Raw genomic sequence first — 18,023 nt, forward strand, 5'->3', positions numbered from 1 at the left:
AGCGGTTTTAGCGCGGAGTCGCCAGAAAACCGCTCGATCTTGCCTGGGGAATATTCCACCGCATCGACAATCCCCGTGACCGATGCTCACCACCGTCGGCATGGTCACTGCAAGTTGGTGTGGCGGTGCAACATCAGTCTGTGCGCGTTTTGTATCTGCTGGGCCATGAAGAGCACAATGCTGTCGAGCAGGATGAGGCAGGATTGCTCGAACAGGCTACCGCCAAACTGTTTCGATTTCTCCACAGGGACATGCAGCGTGACATCGGCAATGCCGGCCAGGGTCCCGGCCGGCTGATGCGTCAGCGTAACGACCTTGGCGCCCTCCGCCTTGGCGATGCGGGCAAAGCCTGTACTGACCGGCGTTTCCCCGGAGCCGGAGATGATCAGCAGCGCATCGCCCCTGCGGATCGATGGCGCCGATGCCTCACCGACGAAATGCACCGTTCGGCCAAGATGCATGAAGCGCATCGCACCCATCTGCGCGACAAGACCGGAGCGTCCCTGCCCGGCAAAGAACCATCGCTGATCAGGGTCATCGAACGCCTGCACCAGCCTTGCAAAGGCGTTGGCGTCGATCCGGCCGAGAAGGTCGGCTATCTCCTGTCCCACGGCCAGCCACGGCCTGGATTGGGCAATCTGTCGCGAATCCATCGGGCTACCTCTTTCGGGTTTGCGGATTCCGTGATGGCGCTGCCAACCACGAGGATTTCGGGCTCGACTGCGATCACCGCTTGCAGCGTATCGGGGCCGATCCCGCCGGCGAGCGAAACCAGAAAGCCACGATCATGCATCTTTCTGACGGCGTCGATATGTGACGTGGAAATGTTGCCGGCCAGTCGCGCATCGGTTGGCGAGTGGACCGCGACGTAGCCGAAGCTTTCGGGGAAGACAGCATTCAAGGGAAGCAATTCTGCCTTGCCCGCCTCGGTGATGGTGTCGACGACGACCGTCGCGCCGAAGGCGGCGGCACGTTTTCCGACCGCCTCATGCGTGGCGGACGAAGCACACGACAGCACCGTCATGAATCCGGCGCCGGCGCCGAATACCATATCAGCCTCGAACCGGCCGGCGTCGACGGTTTTGGTATCAGCCAACACCATGACTTCAGGGCAGAGCTCGCGCGCTGTGGTGATGGCCGAGAGGCCGAGGCGTTTCAGCAATGGCGTGCCGATCTCGATAATGTCGGCAAATTCCTTCATCTGCGCGAGCAGGGCCAGGTGTTCAGGCTTGTCGAAGGCGACTTGGAGGAGCAAGGCGGCTCTCCCGGATTGCTTAAGACAGCGGATGCGGCATGCCGCCCAACCCACTGTCGTGTGCTTCGTGGTCGAAATCTGCCATAATCCAGCAACCTCCAGGCTGGTCTGCACAGGGAGAGCAAATCGTGCCCTGCAAAGCAAGTGGTCTCGTCGAAAGCAGGAGGTGCGGGCCAGATCAGCGCCGACGCCACCTGCAATGCAGTATGAGGTAGTCCTTTGACGAGACTGTTTGAGCCCATTGGATGCAAGGTCGACCTGTCGACTGGTGCGATGGCAAATGCAACCGGCAGCTACCAGAAGCGCTTCCGCGATCTGGACGGGCTCTATGCTGACGCCGCGGCGTTCGAAGCCATGCGCGTGACATGGGGTGAGCGCATCGTCTACGAGGTCTCCGAGTTCCGACCGACCGAGCAGTCGGGCGACCTGATTTTCGGCGTCACGCACATGGCGCCAGGCAAGGTCGGCGATGAATATTTCATGACGCGCGGTCACATCCACAGGCAGGCCGACCGGCCCGAGATCTACTATGGCCAGAAAGGGCACGGTCTCATGCTGATGGAGTCGCCGGAGGGCGAGGTTCGCATCCTGCCGATCGACGCCCAGACCGTCTGTTATGTTCCGCCGTTCTGGATCCACCGCTCGATCAATGTCGGGGAAGGCGATCTGGTGATGCTGTTCTGCTACCCCGCCGATTCAGGGCAGGACTACGAGATCATCGCGAGATCGGGAGGCATGCGCTCGCGCGTGGTCGCCGGCGATGGAGGCTGGAGGCAAGTCGACAACCCGGATTGGCGACCGCGTGACGCAAAGCTGATCTCTGCCCTCTATGGGCAACAATCCGGCACGGCGCCGGCATGAAGGCTCGCTACGAGATCGCTGCTTCATTTAGCATTGCTGCACTGCGCGCGGAGAAAATCCGGGAGAATGGCGAATGAGCCGCTATCGGCCGGCCACCCAGCCGACATTCTACTTTATCGGCGTCACGACGAGGAGCAGCTCGATCATGCGGGTTTTCCCCGCATGGGCGCGCCACCTCGGGCTGAAGGAAGCGGTTCTCAAGGATGCGGTTCTCAGGGGCATCGACTTTCCACTCCATGCTGATCTGGAGGCCTACCGTGAGGTCGTCTCCTTCATAAAATCCGACCCGCAGTCGCTTGGCGCGCTGGTCACCACGCACAAGATCGATCTTTTCAACGCAGCGCGCGACCTGTTCGATGTGATCGATCCGCACGCCCGCCTGATGCACGAGACCAGTTGCCTGTCGAAGCGGGGCGGAAAACTCGTCTGCCATGCCAAGGATCCGATCTCTTCGGGCCTTGCGATAGACGGTTTCATTCCGGCGGGATATTTTGCGGACACCGGCGCGGAAGTCCTGTCGATGGGCGCCGGCGGATCGACGATAGCAATCACCTGGCACCTGATGCGCAAGCAGCGTGGCGCCGACTTGCCTTCGCGCATCATTGTCAGCGACCGTTGGCAGCCGCGTCTCGATGAAATCGAGCGCATCCACAAAGACATGATGTCGACGGTCGAGATCGAATATGTCCTGGCAGACCGACCCGAGATCAATGACGAGACGTTGGCGGCGCTGAAACCAGGCTCGCTGGCGATCAACGCGACCGGACTTGGCAAGGACGCGCCCGGCTCGCCGATTACCGGTGACGGCATGTTCCCCAAGCGCGGCATTGCCTGGGATCTCAACTATCGCGGCGACCTGATCTTCCTCGACCAGGCAAGGCGGCAGCAGGCCCGACAGCAGTTGCAGATCGAGGATGGTTGGACATATTTCCTGCATGGCTGGACGCAGGTGATCGCAGAGGTCTTCGACATCGCGATCCCGGTGTCCGGGCCGGATTTCGACGCGATGTCGCGCATCGCCATCGAAGCGGCGAAAGGCTGATGCCGTGCGTCTCGTCACGCCGCGCTCGCTCTGACCGATAGACAGAGGATCACATGTTTGCCCATCTCAGGACTCTTCCGAAATGAGCGGCGAGCTTTTCCTCGCCATCGACGTCGGCACCGGCAGCGTCCGCGCCGCACTGATCGATGTCGCCGGCAAGATCCTCGAGCTTGCGTCGCGCGAGCACGACCAGATCGTGCCGGAATTCGGCTGGGCCGAACAGCGGCCGCTCGACTGGTGGGAAGGTGCGCGAGCGAGCGTCAAGACGGTGCTGGACCGCATCGAAGGCGCCCGCGAAAACATCTCTGCCATCTGCGTCTGCGGGCAGATGCACGGGCTGGTCCTGCTCGACGCGCACGGAGCGCTGACGCGCGACACGGCACCGCTCTGGAACGACAAGCGCACCGTCGATCTCGTCCGTCGCTTCGAGCAAGCGAACCAGCCGGACAGCTACCTGCCCGAAAGCGGCAACACGCCGACCCCGGCATGGCCGGGCTTCAAACTGCAATGGGTCCGAGACAACGATCCCGCCGCATACGCCCGCAGCGCAGTCGCCATCATGCCGAAGGATTACATCAACTACCGGCTGACCGGCGAGATCGCCATGGATACAGGCGACGCGTCCTGCAGCTTCCTGATGAACCCGGAGCGGCTCGACTGGTCGTCGGCGATGATCGAGCGCATGGGTCTCGATGCCGCCAAGCTGCCGCCGATCCGCAATCCGCTGGATGTCGTCGGCCACGTCACCGAACAGGCGGCCCTCGACACCGGCCTGCGCTCTGGAACCCCGGTGCTGGTCGGTGGCGCCGACTATCCGGTGGCACTGCTCGGCTCAGGCGCCTGTCGCCCGGGAATGGGTTCCGACAGCACCGGCACGGGCGCCATCATCACTGTTATCGCGGAGAAGCCGCTGCTTGACCCGGAAATCTCGAACGTTGCGACGGTCGAAGGCAACTGGGCGCAATTCGTGCTGCTGGAGACCGGCGGCGACGGCATGCGCTGGGCACGCCGTGCCTTCCACGGCAACGCGCTGTCCTACGACGAGATCGTCGCCCGCGCCGCCGAGGCGCCGGCCGGTTGCGACGCGCTGCTCTTCATGCCCTTTCTCACCGGGGAACGCCTGGGGCGTCATCGCAACGCCCGCGCACAGTTCTTCGGATTGGGCGCCGGGCATGGCATGGAGCATCTGCACCGCTCGATCCTGGAAGGCATCGCCTTTGCCATGACGCGCCACATCCGCATCATGGAACAGGCGTCGAACAGGCCGCTGGAGCGCGTCATCGCCGCCGGTGGCGGGGCGCGCACCGAACTGTGGCTGAAGATCAAGGCCAGTGCCTTCAACATTCCGATCCTGGTCCCGCGGGAGCCCGAATGCGGCATTGTCGGCTGCGCCGCGATGGCCGCGACGGCGACAGGCCGCTTCTCGCGCGTCGACCAGGCGGCCGAGCGCTTTGTGAGCTACGACGCCGAAATCCTGCCGGACCCCGGATGGGCCGAGACCTACAGCCGCACCCAACCGGTTTTCGAGCAGCTCTACCATCACAGCCAGGCGCTCTACGACGACATCGACGCACTGGCGGCCGCCACGCGGCCGACGCAGCCGTGACGCATCTCAAGCCTGCCGAGCCCTGACTACAGCGACAGACCTGGCATCAAGACGCATCCCGTCGTGAATGCATCGGACGATTGACTTCAGCTGTGGCGGATTTCCGTTCCCAGCACCTTCAGGCACTCGCGGATGAACGCGGCTAGTGCGGTCCAGCCCTTTGCCGAGACCATCGTTCCGTCGACATAGGCCTCCGTCGGCGACAGGTCGATATAGGTTCCACCGGCCAGCGTCACTTCCGGCTCGCAGGCGGCCAGCGCACCTACTTTCTTGCCACGCACGACGCCGTCGACGGCGATCAGGATCTGGACGCCATGGCAGATGGTAAAGATCGGCTTCCTGGTCTCGTGGAAATGGCGAACCATCGCCTGCACACGCTTGTCGGTGCGGATGTACTCGGGGCCACGGCCGCCGGCGCAATAGACGGCATGATACTGGTCGAGCTGCCTTTCCGCCTCCGAAAAGGTCTTGTTCAGCAAGGCATAGTGGCCGGGTTTTTCGGTGTAGGTCTGGTCACCCTCGAAATCGTGAAGCGACGTCTTGATCAGGTCGCCAGCGTTCTTGTCAGGACATACGACATGGACGATGTGGCCGACCGCCTCCATCGCCTGCTGATAGACGAAGATCTCGTATTCTTCGGTGAACTCACCGGTCAACATCAGTATTTTCTTGCCTGGCATGGTCGGTTCCTCGTTTTGGAATGGAAGGCGGGCGGGCGTTGCACTCGCCGGCGGCGCGGGTCTCAATCGAACGCCGGCAACAAACGATCACGGGAATGCTCGATATGACGGCGCATCGCCTGTTCCGCCGCCACGGGGTCGGAGGCGGCGAAGGCGGCCAGGATGGCCTGATGCTCGTCGAGCGCTTCCTCGGTGACGCGCGAATGGAACATCAGGCGGAAGATATGGAAGTGGGTATGCTGGAACGCGAGGGTCTCGCGCACGAGGCCATTGTTGGCAAATTCCATGATCCGGTCGTGGAAAATGGCGTCCTGCCGCGCGAAATTGGAGTAACGCAGGCGTTCATCCTTGCCTTCGCGGCGCGCCATGCCGCCTGCGGACTCCTCAAGCACCGCAAGTTTCGTCTCATCCATCGATGCGGCTGCTTTGGCCGCCGCATGCGGCTCGAGCAGCAGGCGAAGCTCGTAGAGTTCGTCAAATCGGCGCCTGGTTATCTGCGGCGCAGCGCGGTAGCCGATCAAATGTGTCTTCAGCACAAGTCCTTCGCCTTCGAGGCGGCCAAGCGCTTCACGGATCGGCGTGTGCGATACGTCAAGTTCCTTGACCAGGCTGTCGACGGTGATCCGTGAGCCAGGCGCGATCTTCAGCGCCATGAGTTGCGCGAAGATCGCTTCATACACGTCCTCCACCAGGCTGGTGGATCGCTGGATGCGCCCGCTGGCGGGGTCGACTTCTCGGGCATTGCTTGCGTTCGTGACCTGCATCTTTGCCTCTTGACAGGATCACTGGCTAACACGATGCTCCGTTCAATACAATCCTATATCCTATACGATTTAATAGAGGATACCTTTAGGACCGAGTTCGGCGAGCTTTCGCCTTTCCACCATCATCGAGGGACGCAAGACCATGAGCCTTTTCGCTGCCATAAGGCTGCCGCGTGAAATCCTCTTCGGCAAGGGCCAGCGCCATGTCATTGCAACCGTTGCGGCCAGGCTCGGCCGTCGCGCTCTCGTCTGCACGGACGAGCGCTTTGCCGCAACTGTCGCCTTCGCCGAGATCATCGCGGCGCTCGAGGGCGCATCGATCGCTGTGCTGGTGCACGACCGTGTGCAGCCCGATGTGCCGCGCGACACGGTTGCCGTCTGCGTCGAGGAGGCGCGGGATTTTGCGCCCGACATGGTGATCGGCATCGGCGGCGGCAGTTGTCTCGACATGGCCAAATGCGCCGCTTTGCTCATCAGTCACGGCGGCCTGCTCGAGGACTACTACGGCGAGTTCAAGGTGCCCGGACCGACGCTGCCGCTGATCGCGGTGCCAACGACAGCCGGTACCGGCTCGGAAGTGACCCCTGTCGCGGTGATTTCGGATCCGGATCGCACCATGAAGGTAGGCATCTCCAGCCCGCATCTGATCGCGGCAGCCGCCATCTGCGACCCGGAACTGACGATGACATGTCCCCCGGGGCTGACGGCGATCGCCGGCGCAGACGCGCTGACCCATGCGGTCGAGGCTTTTACCGCCGCCAGGCGCGGCACCGACCCCGGCCTGCCGCAACAGCATGTCTTCATCGGCAAGAGCGCGCTGACCGATCATTTTGCGCTGCTCGCGATCAAGCTGCTTGGCCGCAGTCTCGAGAAGGCCTGCCGCGACCCCGCCGACGAGGACGCTCGCGCCGATGTGATGATGGGCGCGCTTGCAGCCGGCTGTGCGTTCGGGACGGCCGGAACGGCGGCGGCGCACGCGGTGCAATATCCGGTCGGCGCGCTTACCCACACCGCTCACGGGCTGGGTGTCGCCACCATGCTGCCGTATGTCATGAAGTACAACCGGGCCGCCACGGCCGCCGAGATGACCGAGATCGGCCTTGCCCTTGGTCTCGACGGCAGGGACCGGAGCACCGCTGAGATGGCCGACGCGACGATCGACGAGATCGGCCGGCTGTTTGCAGCGATCGGGATTACGCCTACGCTGGCCAGGCTCGGGCTTCCCGCCGACAGGCTCGATTGGACGGCCGAACAGGCGCTCGGCATCGACCGTCTCATCAAGAACAATCCGCGTCCATTCGATCTGGCGGCCATGCGCGGCCTGATCCAGGCCGCCTATGATGGCGACCTCGCCGCCTGTGTCATGTGAGCAATCGAGGAGCAGGCCATGAACATATCTCATCAGGCGCTGGACGACGAGCAGGACACTGCCGGCTTCCATAGATTCTCGCACGGCTTGTATATTGGCGGCCAATGGCGGCAATCCGCCGACGGCAGGGAAATCGGGGTTGTCGACCCTTCCACGGAAGCGGTGATCGCTGCGGTTCCCGATGCGACGATCGAAGATGCCGCGGCGGCCGTCGAGGCTGCGGCCAACGCCGCCGATGGCTGGCGCACGATGGCGCCCCGCAAGCGTTCCGAAATCCTCAGGCGTTGCTTCGAGCTGATGACGCAGCGTTGCGAGACGCTGGCCACCCTGATCTCGCTGGAAAACGGCAAGGCGCTGCGGGACGCGCGTGGCGAGATCGCCTATGCCGCGGAATTCTTTCGCTGGAATGCCGAGGAAGCGGTTCGCATCTCCGGCGAATTCGGGATGGCGCCTTCCGGCACCAACCGCATCGTCGTCGACTACGAGCCGATCGGCATCTGCGTCCTTGTCACACCCTGGAATTTTCCTGCCGCCATGGCGACGCGCAAGATCGCGCCCGCCCTGGCTGCCGGGTGCACGGTGATTTTGAAGCCGGCCAGCGAGACCCCGCTCACCGCCTACGCGCTCGCCGCGCTCTATGAAGAAGCAGGTGTTCCGCCAGGGGTTGTCAACGTTCTGACAACCTCCAATCCCGGTCCGGTGACGGCCGCGCTGCTAGCCGATCCGCGGGTGCGCAAACTCTCCTTCACCGGCTCGACTTCTGTCGGGCGCGTTCTGCTGGCCGAGGCCGCAAAGCACGTGGTCTCGTGTTCGATGGAGCTTGGCGGCAACGCGCCATTCCTTGTGTTCGATGACGCGGATCTCGACGCGGCGGTCGGTGGGGCGATGGTGGCGAAGATGCGCAACGCCGGCGAGGCCTGCACGGCCGCAAACCGCATCTATGTCCAGTCCGGCGTTTACGATGCGTTTTGCGAAAGCCTCGCCAGGCGGATGTCGGCACTCAAGATCGGCGCTGGAACGGACGCGGCCACGGAATGCGGGCCGATGATCACCAGGAAGGCCGTCGACAAGATCGACCGTCTGGTCAACGATGCTGTCGCCCGTGGCGCGCGGGTGCTGTGCGGAGGCAAGGCAGGCTTGGGAACGGGATACTATTATCCGCCGACCGTGCTCTGCGACGTCCCGGCCGAGGCGGAGATGGCGCACGAGGAAATTTTTGGGCCGGTGGCGCCGATCTCGAGCTTCGAAACGGAAGCCGAAATCATCGCGCGTGCCAACGACACCGAATACGGTCTTGCCGCCTACATCTACACGCGCGATCTTGCGCGTGGAATGCGGGTGGCATCCAGGATCGAAGCCGGGATGGTCGCTCTCAACCGCGGCTTGATGTCCGATCCGGCAGCACCGTTCGGCGGGGTCAAGCAGAGCGGCCTCGGCCGCGAGGGCGGCCAGCATCACGGCATTGCCGAGTTCATGGAGGCGAAATACCTCGCCATCAGCATCTGAGCGGAGGAAAAGTGCAAAACGATCCGTTCCGCATCCGCGACCATGTCGCCGATTTCGATCAAATCGTCCAGGACATCGTTCACCGCAGCGAGGCCGTCCGCGCAACCATCCCGATGACAGCGGACATTGCCTATGGGCCGGATCGGACCGAAACCATCGACCTGTTCTTTCCCCCGGGCAAACGAAGCCGCCTGCCGGTGCACATGTTCATCCATGGCGGCTACTGGAGGATGTTCTCCAAGCGTGACTATTCATATGTCGCGGCGACGATTACCCGGGCCGGTGCGATTGCCGCCATCGTCGACTATGCTCTGATGCCCAAGGTCAGGATGGCGACGATCGTCGACCAGGTGCGCCGCGCCAAGCAGTGGGTTCTGGCCCATATCGCCGACCATGGCGGAGACCCGGCAAACCTGACCGTCAGCGGTCATTCGGCCGGGGCACATCTTTCAACGTTCCTGTTCAACAACGAGCATACCCCCTCCAATGTGCGGGCAGCCCTTCTGCTCGGCGGGCTCTACGATTTGAAACCGCTCCAAAATTCCTTTCTCGCCAACGAGATTGCAATCACCGATGAGGAAGTCGCCAGGTTTACACCGCTTGCCCATCGGCATGATCCTCAAACCAGGGCGATGGTTCTGGTCGGAGCCAACGAGACGCCGCCTTTCCATCAGCAGGCAGATCGATTCAAGGAGCACCTGCTGCAGCAGGGTTCGCCGGTAACGTCGCTTGTTCTCGCCAACCGCAACCACATGGACAGTGTCAGAGATCTCGGCATGCCCCGGAGCCAGGCGGGGGTTTGCCTGACGAAACTGATTGCTAACGACGATCGTTGACCCAGCAGACATGCCGGCCATCACCCATTGCGGCTTACCGCAAGGGCGTCTGCATTCCAACCTGCAGTGCTGCAGACGGACGCCCGTCTTTGGCTCATCACTGGTCGGAATTGCTCCGCCAGAGACACTCGTCAGACCGCCCTGAGATGCTCGACCCATTGCGGGGTCTGCATCACCGAGCGCGCGCGCATGTATTTCCATGCCCCGTATTTGTAGAAATCGAAATCGAGCGCCGACACGACGTTCTGCACCATCGCCCAGGTTCCCCACTTCACGTCGGCAAGCATCTTGTGCACGACCAGGCGAGCTTTCAACCGTGGATCAAACCTGCCGAAATATTCCTCGATCACCTCGGCCTCGACCGCATCGGAGAAGAACATTTCTCCGCACCAGATGCCGAGTTCGTAACAGCGATCGTTGTTTGCCGCATACTCGTAATCGATCAGCATCATCGACCGGTCGGGCGCGATCATGAAGTTTCCCGGCATCGGATCGTTGAAGCACGGCACCAGGTCGATGCCTGAAGCCTCGAGCGCCGCCCGCGCCAGCCGGTACTGGCGATGCAGCCAAACAAAATCCGCGGGCAGTGCGCCTCCGAGTTTACGCACCTGATCGACATGCTCGTCAATCATGTCGAAGACGGTCTTGGTCAGCGACAGCAGGCCCGAATCGTTGAAGCGCCGATAGAGACCCAGCACCGAGCGACGTACATCCGGATCGAGAAAATCGCGGTTGGTACAGGAGCGCCGCCCCTCCATGAAATCGGCGATCTCGACGCCGCGTTCGTCCAGATAGCCGTAGACTGCGGGACCGATACCGAGCGAGTGCGCACGCCGGCTCGCCTCCGCCGCCGCCTTTCGGTCGATGAACATCTCGGTGCCGCGGCCCGGAACCTTCACGAAATAGCTCCCTGCCTGTCCGGCGATGCGAACGCGCCAATTGGAATTGCTGATGCCGCCATGCACCGGCCCGTAGCGGAGATCGCGGCCGGCCCATGGTTCGACGGCACAGATGACGGCCTCGATCTCCCGCTCGGCTTCGCTTACCGCCTCGCCCGCCCGCTTCTCAATCATGTAGGGCCCTCCTCGCAGCCGCTCAAAGCCGTCTCAATTTCAATTGGAAGTCCGGATGGCGAAGGGCCATCCGGCAGCGCAGCAGGCGCCACTGCGCGTATTTCAGAAACTCGATGTCGCCGCGCGGCGATGTCGAGTTCATAAGCATCCCCCAGAGCCCCCACATCAGATCGTCGGCCGCCGCATAGGCACGGCAGCGGTCGAGGGAAGCCTGACGGAAGGACCCCTCGAACACCTCAAGCGCCGGCCGCATCTCTTCTTCGAATGGAAATGCCTCGTTGAGAAGAATGCCGATCTCGTAGAGCGGGTCGACATTGCGGGCTTCGTCGAAATCGACGAGCTGAACCGCCCCGTCCTGGCTTATCATGACGTTGGAGGCGAGGCCGTCGGCGTGGCTCGGCCGGACATCGTAACCCGCAGCCGTGATCGCGCGCTCGATCTCGCCGACGCCGTCGAGCATCCACCAAAGATCGTCCGGGTGGTCGACGTCAGCGGCTTGGCAGGCATTGTCCAACACCCGGATCCTGTCGAATACCGTCCAGGACAAAGTGAATGGCCGCGCCCCGTGGATCGCCTTTTTAAGCGCGATGACCTGTTCCATCACGTCCGCCCGCCGCAGATCGTCCATGCGCGCTGTTTTCCAACCGGGCGGCAGGAGATCGAAGATGATCGCGTCGGCGTCTCGCGCAAGATGCCGCGGACTTGGCGTGCAGCCCAGTCCGGCCGCGATCGAGGCGGCTTCAAACACGGCCTCCAGATCGACGAACGCCTTCTGGTCCGAGTTCACGATCTTCAGGAAATAGGCCGGAGACGGCTGATCGACCGCCACCAGCCATGCTTCGCTGTCGACGCCGCGATGCGAGGGCGATGCGGTACCCGGAGTAGCTGAGGTAAAGCCAATCTGTTTTCCCGTCCAGGCCGCAACAGCAGTGAGCGCAGCCTCGGCACGAACTTCCGCGGGGGTCGAGGCTTCGCCGAGTGTCTTCATTGTCTGTCCCTCAGTTCTTCAGGATGTTGCCGTCAACGCAGAACCGCCACAGCATCCCCGCGAGCAGTTCCGTCCCCAGGAGCCGGTCCTCGGGCGTGGTAAACTCCGTCGGATGGTGGATGACACCGCCGACGCTCGGCACCCCGATGACGATCGCCGGCGTCACCGCCGACATGCTGACGGCGTCGTGCCCACCGATCGTGTCGAGCCGCAGCACCGTCTGCCCGAGCGATTTGGCGGTCTGTTCGGCCAGGTCGATCAGCCCGGCGTCGAATTCTCCTGCTCGCCTCCGGTCTATGGATCGGACTTCGAAAGACGCGTTGGCGCGCCCGGCGCAGGCTGCGATCTTCTGCTTGAGCTCCGCTTCGGCCGACGCCAGAAGCTCGGCGCTTCCCGACCGCAGTTCGATGAACATCACCGCCTCTGCCGGCACCACGTTCGGCGAATTGGGATGGACTTCCAGCCGCGCCGCCGAGGTGTGCAGATCCGGAGCGGCCTTGTCGGCCATGTCCCTGAGTTCGGCAATCAGATAGGCGGCAGCGAGCAGCGCATCCTGCCGCTCGGCCATCGGTGTGGGGCCGGTGTGGGCCTGCCGGCCGAGATAAGCGAGGCGATATTTGACGGCGCCCCAAAAACGGGTGAATGCGCCGATCCGCAGGCCGGCCTTCTCGAGATGGGCGGAACCTTCGATGTGGATCTCGATCAGGGCGTCCGGCACCACGCGAGCGGCTTCGCCCGCATAGCCGATTTCCGACAGCGCCTCGGCCACCGAAACGCCGGAACCGTCCCGGCGCGCCAGCGCGAAATCGAGGTCGATCTCGCCGGAATTGACGCTGCTGCCAAGCAGGCTGGGCTGGAATCGCGCACCTTCCTCGTTGGTCCAGTTGACGATGACGAAGTTGCATTTCGGCGTGAAGCCGGTTTCAGTCACCCGGCGCCGGATCGCCTCTATCGCGCTGCAGGCTGCGATCACTCCATAGGCGCCGTCGAAACGGCCACCATTCGGCTGACTGTCGAGATGCGACCCGCACATGATCCAGGGCGCATCCCTGCCGGCCCAGTCGAGGAAACCGTACATGTTGCCGATCGCATCGACCTCAAGGCGCAGGCCTTCCTGCGCAAACCATGCAGCCAACCAGTCGCGTGCCAGTCCATCCTCGCGGGACAGGGTCAGTCGCGTCATTGAGCCGTCCGGACCACCGCCGAAGGCGGAAACCTCATCCATCATCCGATGGAGGGCTTCGGCGTCGATGTCGGGAAAAGCCGATGGGTCCTTACGAATTTCAAGCATAGAGCACCTTTACCTGCGCCTGATCCATTTGTGCGGCGAAGTCCGCCTTGAGGGGAGCGTCGGTGATCAGGATGTCGACGTCCCGGAATTCGTATGTGCAGATGGAGCCCTGCCGGCCGAACTTGCTGCTGTCGGCCAGCATGACGCACTGTTTGGAGTGCTTTCGCAGCGCGCGGCGAATGTTCGCCTCGTCCTGTCCGAGGTCCATGAAGCCGAACCTGCTGTCGACGGTTGCAATGCTGACGAAGGCGATGTCGAACAGATGCCGCGTGACGAGATCGACCGGATCCTGCCCCATGAAAGCGCGGTAGCTCGCCCTGACGTCGCCGCCGACCGCCACGAGATTGGGATGTCCGGCATCGGCGAGCAGCGCGACGATGTCGAGCGAGTTGGTGTAGACGGTGATATCAGGCCAGTTCCTCAGATGCTTGGCGAACGCCAGCGTCGTCGTGCCGGTGTCGACGAAGATCTTGATATGGTCTCTGAGCAGGGTCGCCGCGCATTCGGCGATACGCGCCTTTTCGCGCGCGTTCAGCCGCATCCGGTCGGCGATGGGCTCGTCGGCGTCCGGGCGCGGCTTGACGCCACCGCCATAGATGCAGCGCAGGTGCCCCTCGAGTTCCAGTTGCTTCAGGTCGCGACGCACCGTTTCCCGGCTGACATGGAAATGCTCGGCGAGTGCCTGCACCGACACGCGCCCGTGCGTCTCGAGTTCGGCAAGTGCGTATTGCAAGCGATCTTCAGGATCGCTCATGCAGATCTCGCTTCCATCGGTATGTTCCTCCCCGTTTTTTGTCGATCATGCGGCGGCGCGGGCCCCCTGTCTTTCAACGAGGAAGCAGGCCGCCAACTCGCCGTGATTTCGCACCGTCAGCGTCGGGCTCTCGGCATGGCACCTGTCGAAGGCATGCGGACAGCGGCTGGCGAAACTGCAACCCGGCGGCAGGTCGATCGGGCTCGGCGGCTCTCCTTCGAGCAGGCAGTCCTCCGGCTTGTAGCGGCGCTCCTCCAGTGTTGGAACCGCGCTCAACAGCGCCTTCGTGTACGGATGCCCGGGATCGAAGAAAAGACGCTCATTGTCGGCGATCTCGACCACCTCGCCGAGATACATCACGGCAACCCGGTTGCAGACGCGGCGGACCATTGCCAGGTCATGCGAAATGAAGACGTAGGTCAGGCCGTGCTGGGCCTGCAGTTTTTCGAACAGCGCCAGCAGGCGGAACTGCTCGGTCTGGTCAAGCGACGACAGCGTCTCGTCCATGATGAGCACCTTCGGCTCGAGCACCATGGCGCGGGCGACATTGACGCGTTGACGCTGGCCGGCGCTGAGCCCAAGCGGCAACTCATCGTAGAGGTTCGCGGGAAGCTCGACCTCGGCCATGACCGCCAGGACGCGATCGCGTATCTCCTTCGCATTGCCCATGCCGTGCACGCGCAGCGGATCCTCCAGGATCGCGCCGATCGATGTCCGCGGCGGCAGCGAGTTGAACGGATCCTGCAGCACGAGCTGAAAATCGCGCCGGAACTTCAGCAGCATCTTTCCCCTCAGTTTCGAGAGATCCTGGCCATCGCAGATGACGCTGCCGCTGTCCGGAAACTCCAGGCGGCTGAGAAGCCGCATCAGGGTGGACTTGCCGCAGCCGGACTCGCCGACCACGCCGAAATTCTCGCCCGGCATGACGTCGAAGGTGACATTGCGCACGGCGCGGACCTCGCTGTGGGCAGCGAACGTTCCCCGTTTGCGGACACGGTAGGTGCGGGTGGCGTCGCGTATGCTGATCGTTGGCCTGGCCGCGTTCGGGGTACGTGGAACCGCGACCGCTTCGCTCGACCAGATTTTTGGTATCTGGCTGATCAACTGCAACGTATAGGGATGCTGCGGCGCGTCGATGAGCCGCTGCGGGGTGTTGCGCTCGACGATCCTGCCTTCGGACAGCACCAGGACCTGATCGGCCGCCTCCTTGACCATCGGCAGCGAAGAGGAAACGAACACCACCGCGGTGTCGAAACGCTCCGTCAACTCGCGCATCAGACGCAAGACCTGCGCTGCGACTGTCACATCGAGCGGCTGGGTGACGTTGTCGGCAACGAGAAAAGCTGGATTGCTGATCAAAGCGTCGACGATCAGCGCTCGCTGCATCATGCCGCCGCTGAACTGCGAGGGGTACTCGTCGAAACGTAGTCGTGGCGAGGGAATGCGGACCGCTCCAAGAAGATCTATGACCCGCTTGCGGGCTTCCGTGGGATCGATGCCGGGCACTACGGCGCTCAGCTTCTCGACGATCTGGCGGCCGACTGGCAAAGTCGGATCCAGCGCTCCCATAGGGTTGGCACCGACATAGGCGATCTCCCTGCGCAGCAGGCGCATCCGTCCGCCGGCCAAGTCGAGAATGTTCTGCGACTTGTACTCGAGCGAGCCGGACGAGATGCGCAGCGGCGGGTCGATCCAGTTGACCAGAGCTCGCGCCAGAACGGTCTTGCCCGAACCGCTGGCCCCGATGATGCCGACGATTTCACGCGGGGCGAGATCGAAACTCACATCGGAGAGCACCGGCCGGACGCCCGCCCCCGTGCCCACTTCCACGCCGAGATTTTTGACCGACAGGACCGGGCTGCTGTTCACGACACGCCTCCGTAGATCCGATTGCGGGCCCGTTCGAGCGAAGCGCCCATGAGATTGATGCTGGTCAGGGTAAGGCACAGGAACACCCCCGGCATCGTGGCGATCCACCACGCATTGAGCAGGTACTTCCTGCCATCGGCGATGATGTTGCCGAAGGTCGGCGTCGGAGGCTGCACGCCGAGGCCGATGAAGCCGAGGATCGACTCGAAGATCATCATGCGCGCTACGTCGAGCACCGACACGAAGATGATCGGCGGCAGCACCAGCGGCGCGAGCAGCCAGACCATGATGCGAAAATCCGAAGCGCCGCTGACCTGGGCGGCGCGCACATATTCGCTCTTGCGTTCGGTCATCACGACGCTGCGCGTGACGCGGGCATAGACCGGCCAGCTCGAAAGACCGAGCACAAGGATGATGGCCGGGATCGTCGGCCGCGATACCCCCAGAACGGTGATTGCGAGGATGATCATCGGAATGGAGAGCTGCGCGTCGGTGATCCGCATGATCACCATGTCGATCCTGCCGCCATAGTAGCCGGCGAGCGTGCCGAGCGAGCAGCCGATGATCAGCATCACCACCACGGTGGACAGGCCGATCAGCAGGGAATAACGCAAGCCCACCAGACTGCGCACGAGCATGTCGCGACCGATCTGATCGGTGCCAAGCGGTGCCGCCCAGTTCCATTTGTCGCCGAGGAAGGGCGGCGACTGCAAACGGCCGGCGACGTTCATCTTGGTGGGGTCGATCTCGCTCAAGGCCGGGTAGAGCAGCGCCGCAAGACCCAGTATGGCGAAGATCACGAGGCCGACCCGGAACTCGTTCGACGCCAGCGCCACCTTCCATATCCGCCGGGACAGGGAAGCGCCGCGCTGCGCTTCCGGCGCAGTTGCCTTCAGGCTCAGACTGGTTTGCGCAACGCTCATCAGTATTCCAGTCTCGGATCGATCAGCGTCGCGATCAGATCGACCGCGATGTTGATCAGGACGAAGATGGCGCTGGTGACGATCGCGATGCCCTGAATCAGCGGAAAGTCACGCTGCAGCACGGCGTTGATGGTCAGAAGGCCTAGTCCGGGGTAGTCGAAGATGAATTCGATGACGAGCACGCCGCCGAGCAGGCCGCTGATCTGGATGCCGAGAAGATTGAGCAGCGGTACCGAGGCGTTGCGCAGAGCATGCGCGAAGATGATCCGACGCTGGCTGAGTCCGCGCACGCGGCCGACTGCAATGAACGGCATCATCATTGCCGAGGAAATCGAGCCGGTCAGCGTCCGGATAAGAACCGGCGAAAGTTCGACAGCCAGCACGATTGCCGGCAGGATCGTGTAGGCAAAGCCCTTGTAGCCGATCGCCGGCAGCCATCCGAGCTTCACGGAAAGCAGCAGCGCAAGCACGATGCCGAGCCAGAAGCCCGGCAGGGATATGAAGATCGACGACACGTAAAAAGCGATCTTGTCCGGCCATCGCCCGGGAGACAATCCGGCCGGGATGCCGACCAGAAACGAAAAGAGCATCGCGAACACGATCGCCAGAAGGGCGAGCTGCAGCGTCATCGGCAGGGTTTCGCCGATAAGGGTGAGCACATTGGCGCGCTCGCCGCGCGTGGCATCCCCGAAACTGGACCCGCCGGTCGAGGCGCCGCTGGCCGGCCGAACGAACGACTGGCCGAGGTCGCCCCTGACGACGCCGCTCATATAGCGCCCGAATTGAACCAGCACCGGATCGCGAAGTCCCATCTCCTTGGCGATCTGCTCGATCAGCGCCTCGGGCGCCATTCCGCCCGCCATCAACCGGACGGGGTCGCCAGGAACGACGCGAAGCAGGGTGAAAATCAGCAGCGTTACAAGAAAAATGATCAGCGCACCCTGGGCCAGGCGGCGGACAAGAAAGCTAATGATGAACATTCCAATCTCCTGCGGCGCAAAGCCCTGCGGATCGGTCGTGCGGCTCTCCTTCTCCCCTTGTGGGAGAAGGTGGCCGAGCCCACGGGGCTTGCCTTCGGCAAGCCCGAGGACAGGCTCCGCTCGGTCGGATGGGCGTTCCAGCTTGGCACCAACAGCGCTCCGGCCAGCACCCCTCTTCCGTCTTGGCGCTGCGCGCCAATCCACCTTCTCCCACAAGGGGAGAAGG

Annotated in this window: 17 protein-coding genes; 6 read left to right on the plus strand and 11 right to left on the minus strand. The window is 63.0% G+C overall.

What is annotated here, in order from left to right:
* Positions 1-104 precede the first annotated feature (104 nt).
* Complete coding sequence (locus tag AC0L2V_RS19320; protein WP_473520924.1) at positions 105-611, minus strand: SIS domain-containing protein; 507 nt, start codon at positions 609-611, stop codon at positions 105-107.
* Complete coding sequence (locus tag AC0L2V_RS19325; protein WP_473520925.1) at positions 596-1,369, minus strand: orotidine 5'-phosphate decarboxylase / HUMPS family protein; 774 nt, start codon at positions 1,367-1,369, stop codon at positions 596-598. Before AC0L2V_RS19325 ends, AC0L2V_RS19320 begins: the two co-directional genes overlap by 16 nt.
* Before the next feature lie 105 nt (positions 1,370-1,474).
* Between AC0L2V_RS19325 and AC0L2V_RS19330 the strand changes: the two genes are divergently transcribed.
* The 3 genes from AC0L2V_RS19330 (at position 1,475) to AC0L2V_RS19340 (ending at position 4,764) form a co-directional block, all read left to right on the plus strand.
* Complete coding sequence (locus AC0L2V_RS19330) at positions 1,475-2,116, plus strand: glucose-6-phosphate isomerase (protein WP_473520926.1); 642 nt, start codon at positions 1,475-1,477, stop codon at positions 2,114-2,116.
* Positions 2,117-2,189: 73 nt separating this feature from the next.
* Positions 2,190-3,158 carry a shikimate dehydrogenase gene (locus AC0L2V_RS19335; RefSeq protein ID WP_473520927.1) on the plus strand — a complete coding sequence of 323 codons (969 nt, stop codon included), beginning with the start codon at positions 2,190-2,192 and terminating at the stop codon, positions 3,156-3,158.
* Between the two features lie 82 nt (positions 3,159-3,240).
* Positions 3,241-4,764 carry a xylulokinase gene (locus tag AC0L2V_RS19340; RefSeq protein WP_473520928.1) on the plus strand — a complete coding sequence of 508 codons (1,524 nt, stop codon included), beginning with the start codon at positions 3,241-3,243 and terminating at the stop codon, positions 4,762-4,764.
* An 86-nt stretch (positions 4,765-4,850) separates the two neighbouring features.
* On the opposite strand, the gene AC0L2V_RS19345 is transcribed toward AC0L2V_RS19340, so the two are convergent.
* Positions 4,851-5,444, minus strand: a complete 594-nt coding sequence (locus AC0L2V_RS19345; RefSeq protein ID WP_023797753.1) for a DJ-1/PfpI family protein — start codon at positions 5,442-5,444, stop codon at positions 4,851-4,853.
* Positions 5,445-5,506: 62 nt separating this feature from the next.
* Positions 5,507-6,208 (minus strand): GntR family transcriptional regulator, encoded by a 702-nt coding sequence (locus tag AC0L2V_RS19350; RefSeq protein WP_473513421.1) that lies wholly within the window; start codon positions 6,206-6,208, stop codon positions 5,507-5,509.
* Between the two features lie 142 nt (positions 6,209-6,350).
* On the opposite strand from AC0L2V_RS19350, the gene AC0L2V_RS19355 reads away from it, so the two are divergent.
* The 3 genes from AC0L2V_RS19355 to AC0L2V_RS19365 are packed head-to-tail and all read left to right on the plus strand — an operon-like array spanning position 6,351 to position 9,919.
* Positions 6,351-7,577 carry an iron-containing alcohol dehydrogenase gene (locus tag AC0L2V_RS19355; protein WP_473520929.1) on the plus strand — a complete coding sequence of 409 codons (1,227 nt, stop codon included), beginning with the start codon at positions 6,351-6,353 and terminating at the stop codon, positions 7,575-7,577.
* A gap of 18 nt (positions 7,578-7,595) precedes the next feature.
* Positions 7,596-9,083 carry an NAD-dependent succinate-semialdehyde dehydrogenase gene (locus AC0L2V_RS19360; protein WP_473513425.1) on the plus strand — a complete coding sequence of 496 codons (1,488 nt, stop codon included), beginning with the start codon at positions 7,596-7,598 and terminating at the stop codon, positions 9,081-9,083.
* 11 nt (positions 9,084-9,094) lie between these two features.
* Positions 9,095-9,919, plus strand: a complete 825-nt coding sequence (locus tag AC0L2V_RS19365) for an alpha/beta hydrolase (RefSeq protein ID WP_473513426.1) — start codon at positions 9,095-9,097, stop codon at positions 9,917-9,919.
* A gap of 131 nt (positions 9,920-10,050) precedes the next feature.
* Here the strand turns inward: AC0L2V_RS19365 and AC0L2V_RS19370 are convergent, their stop codons facing one another.
* From AC0L2V_RS19370 to AC0L2V_RS19400, 7 genes are read right to left on the minus strand one after another with little or no spacing between them, the layout of a single operon-like run.
* Positions 10,051-10,992: a phosphotransferase gene (locus AC0L2V_RS19370; protein ID WP_473513428.1), complete on the minus strand. Its 942-nt coding sequence runs from the start codon at positions 10,990-10,992 to the stop codon at positions 10,051-10,053.
* Positions 10,993-11,014: 22 nt separating this feature from the next.
* Positions 11,015-11,980, minus strand: a complete 966-nt coding sequence (locus AC0L2V_RS19375) for a phosphotransferase (RefSeq protein ID WP_473520930.1) — start codon at positions 11,978-11,980, stop codon at positions 11,015-11,017.
* Between the two features lie 10 nt (positions 11,981-11,990).
* Positions 11,991-13,271: an allantoate amidohydrolase gene (locus tag AC0L2V_RS19380; RefSeq protein ID WP_473513431.1), complete on the minus strand. Its 1,281-nt coding sequence runs from the start codon at positions 13,269-13,271 to the stop codon at positions 11,991-11,993.
* Positions 13,264-14,025, minus strand: a complete 762-nt coding sequence (locus AC0L2V_RS19385) for a DeoR/GlpR family DNA-binding transcription regulator (RefSeq protein ID WP_128184062.1) — start codon at positions 14,023-14,025, stop codon at positions 13,264-13,266. The genes AC0L2V_RS19380 and AC0L2V_RS19385 overlap by 8 nt, the downstream gene beginning before the upstream one ends.
* Before the next feature lie 45 nt (positions 14,026-14,070).
* The gene (locus AC0L2V_RS19390) at positions 14,071-15,894 is read right to left on the minus strand and encodes a dipeptide ABC transporter ATP-binding protein (protein WP_473520931.1); all 1,824 of its coding nucleotides are present in this window, start codon (positions 15,892-15,894) and stop codon (positions 14,071-14,073) included.
* Positions 15,891-16,817: an ABC transporter permease gene (locus AC0L2V_RS19395; RefSeq protein ID WP_473520932.1), complete on the minus strand. Its 927-nt coding sequence runs from the start codon at positions 16,815-16,817 to the stop codon at positions 15,891-15,893. Before AC0L2V_RS19395 ends, AC0L2V_RS19390 begins: the two co-directional genes overlap by 4 nt.
* Positions 16,817-17,797 (minus strand): ABC transporter permease, encoded by a 981-nt coding sequence (locus AC0L2V_RS19400; protein WP_473513434.1) that lies wholly within the window; start codon positions 17,795-17,797, stop codon positions 16,817-16,819. Before AC0L2V_RS19400 ends, AC0L2V_RS19395 begins: the two co-directional genes overlap by 1 nt.
* Positions 17,798-18,023: the final 226 nt, after the last annotated feature.

This window comes from Mesorhizobium sp. WSM4814 (assembly GCF_055811595.1).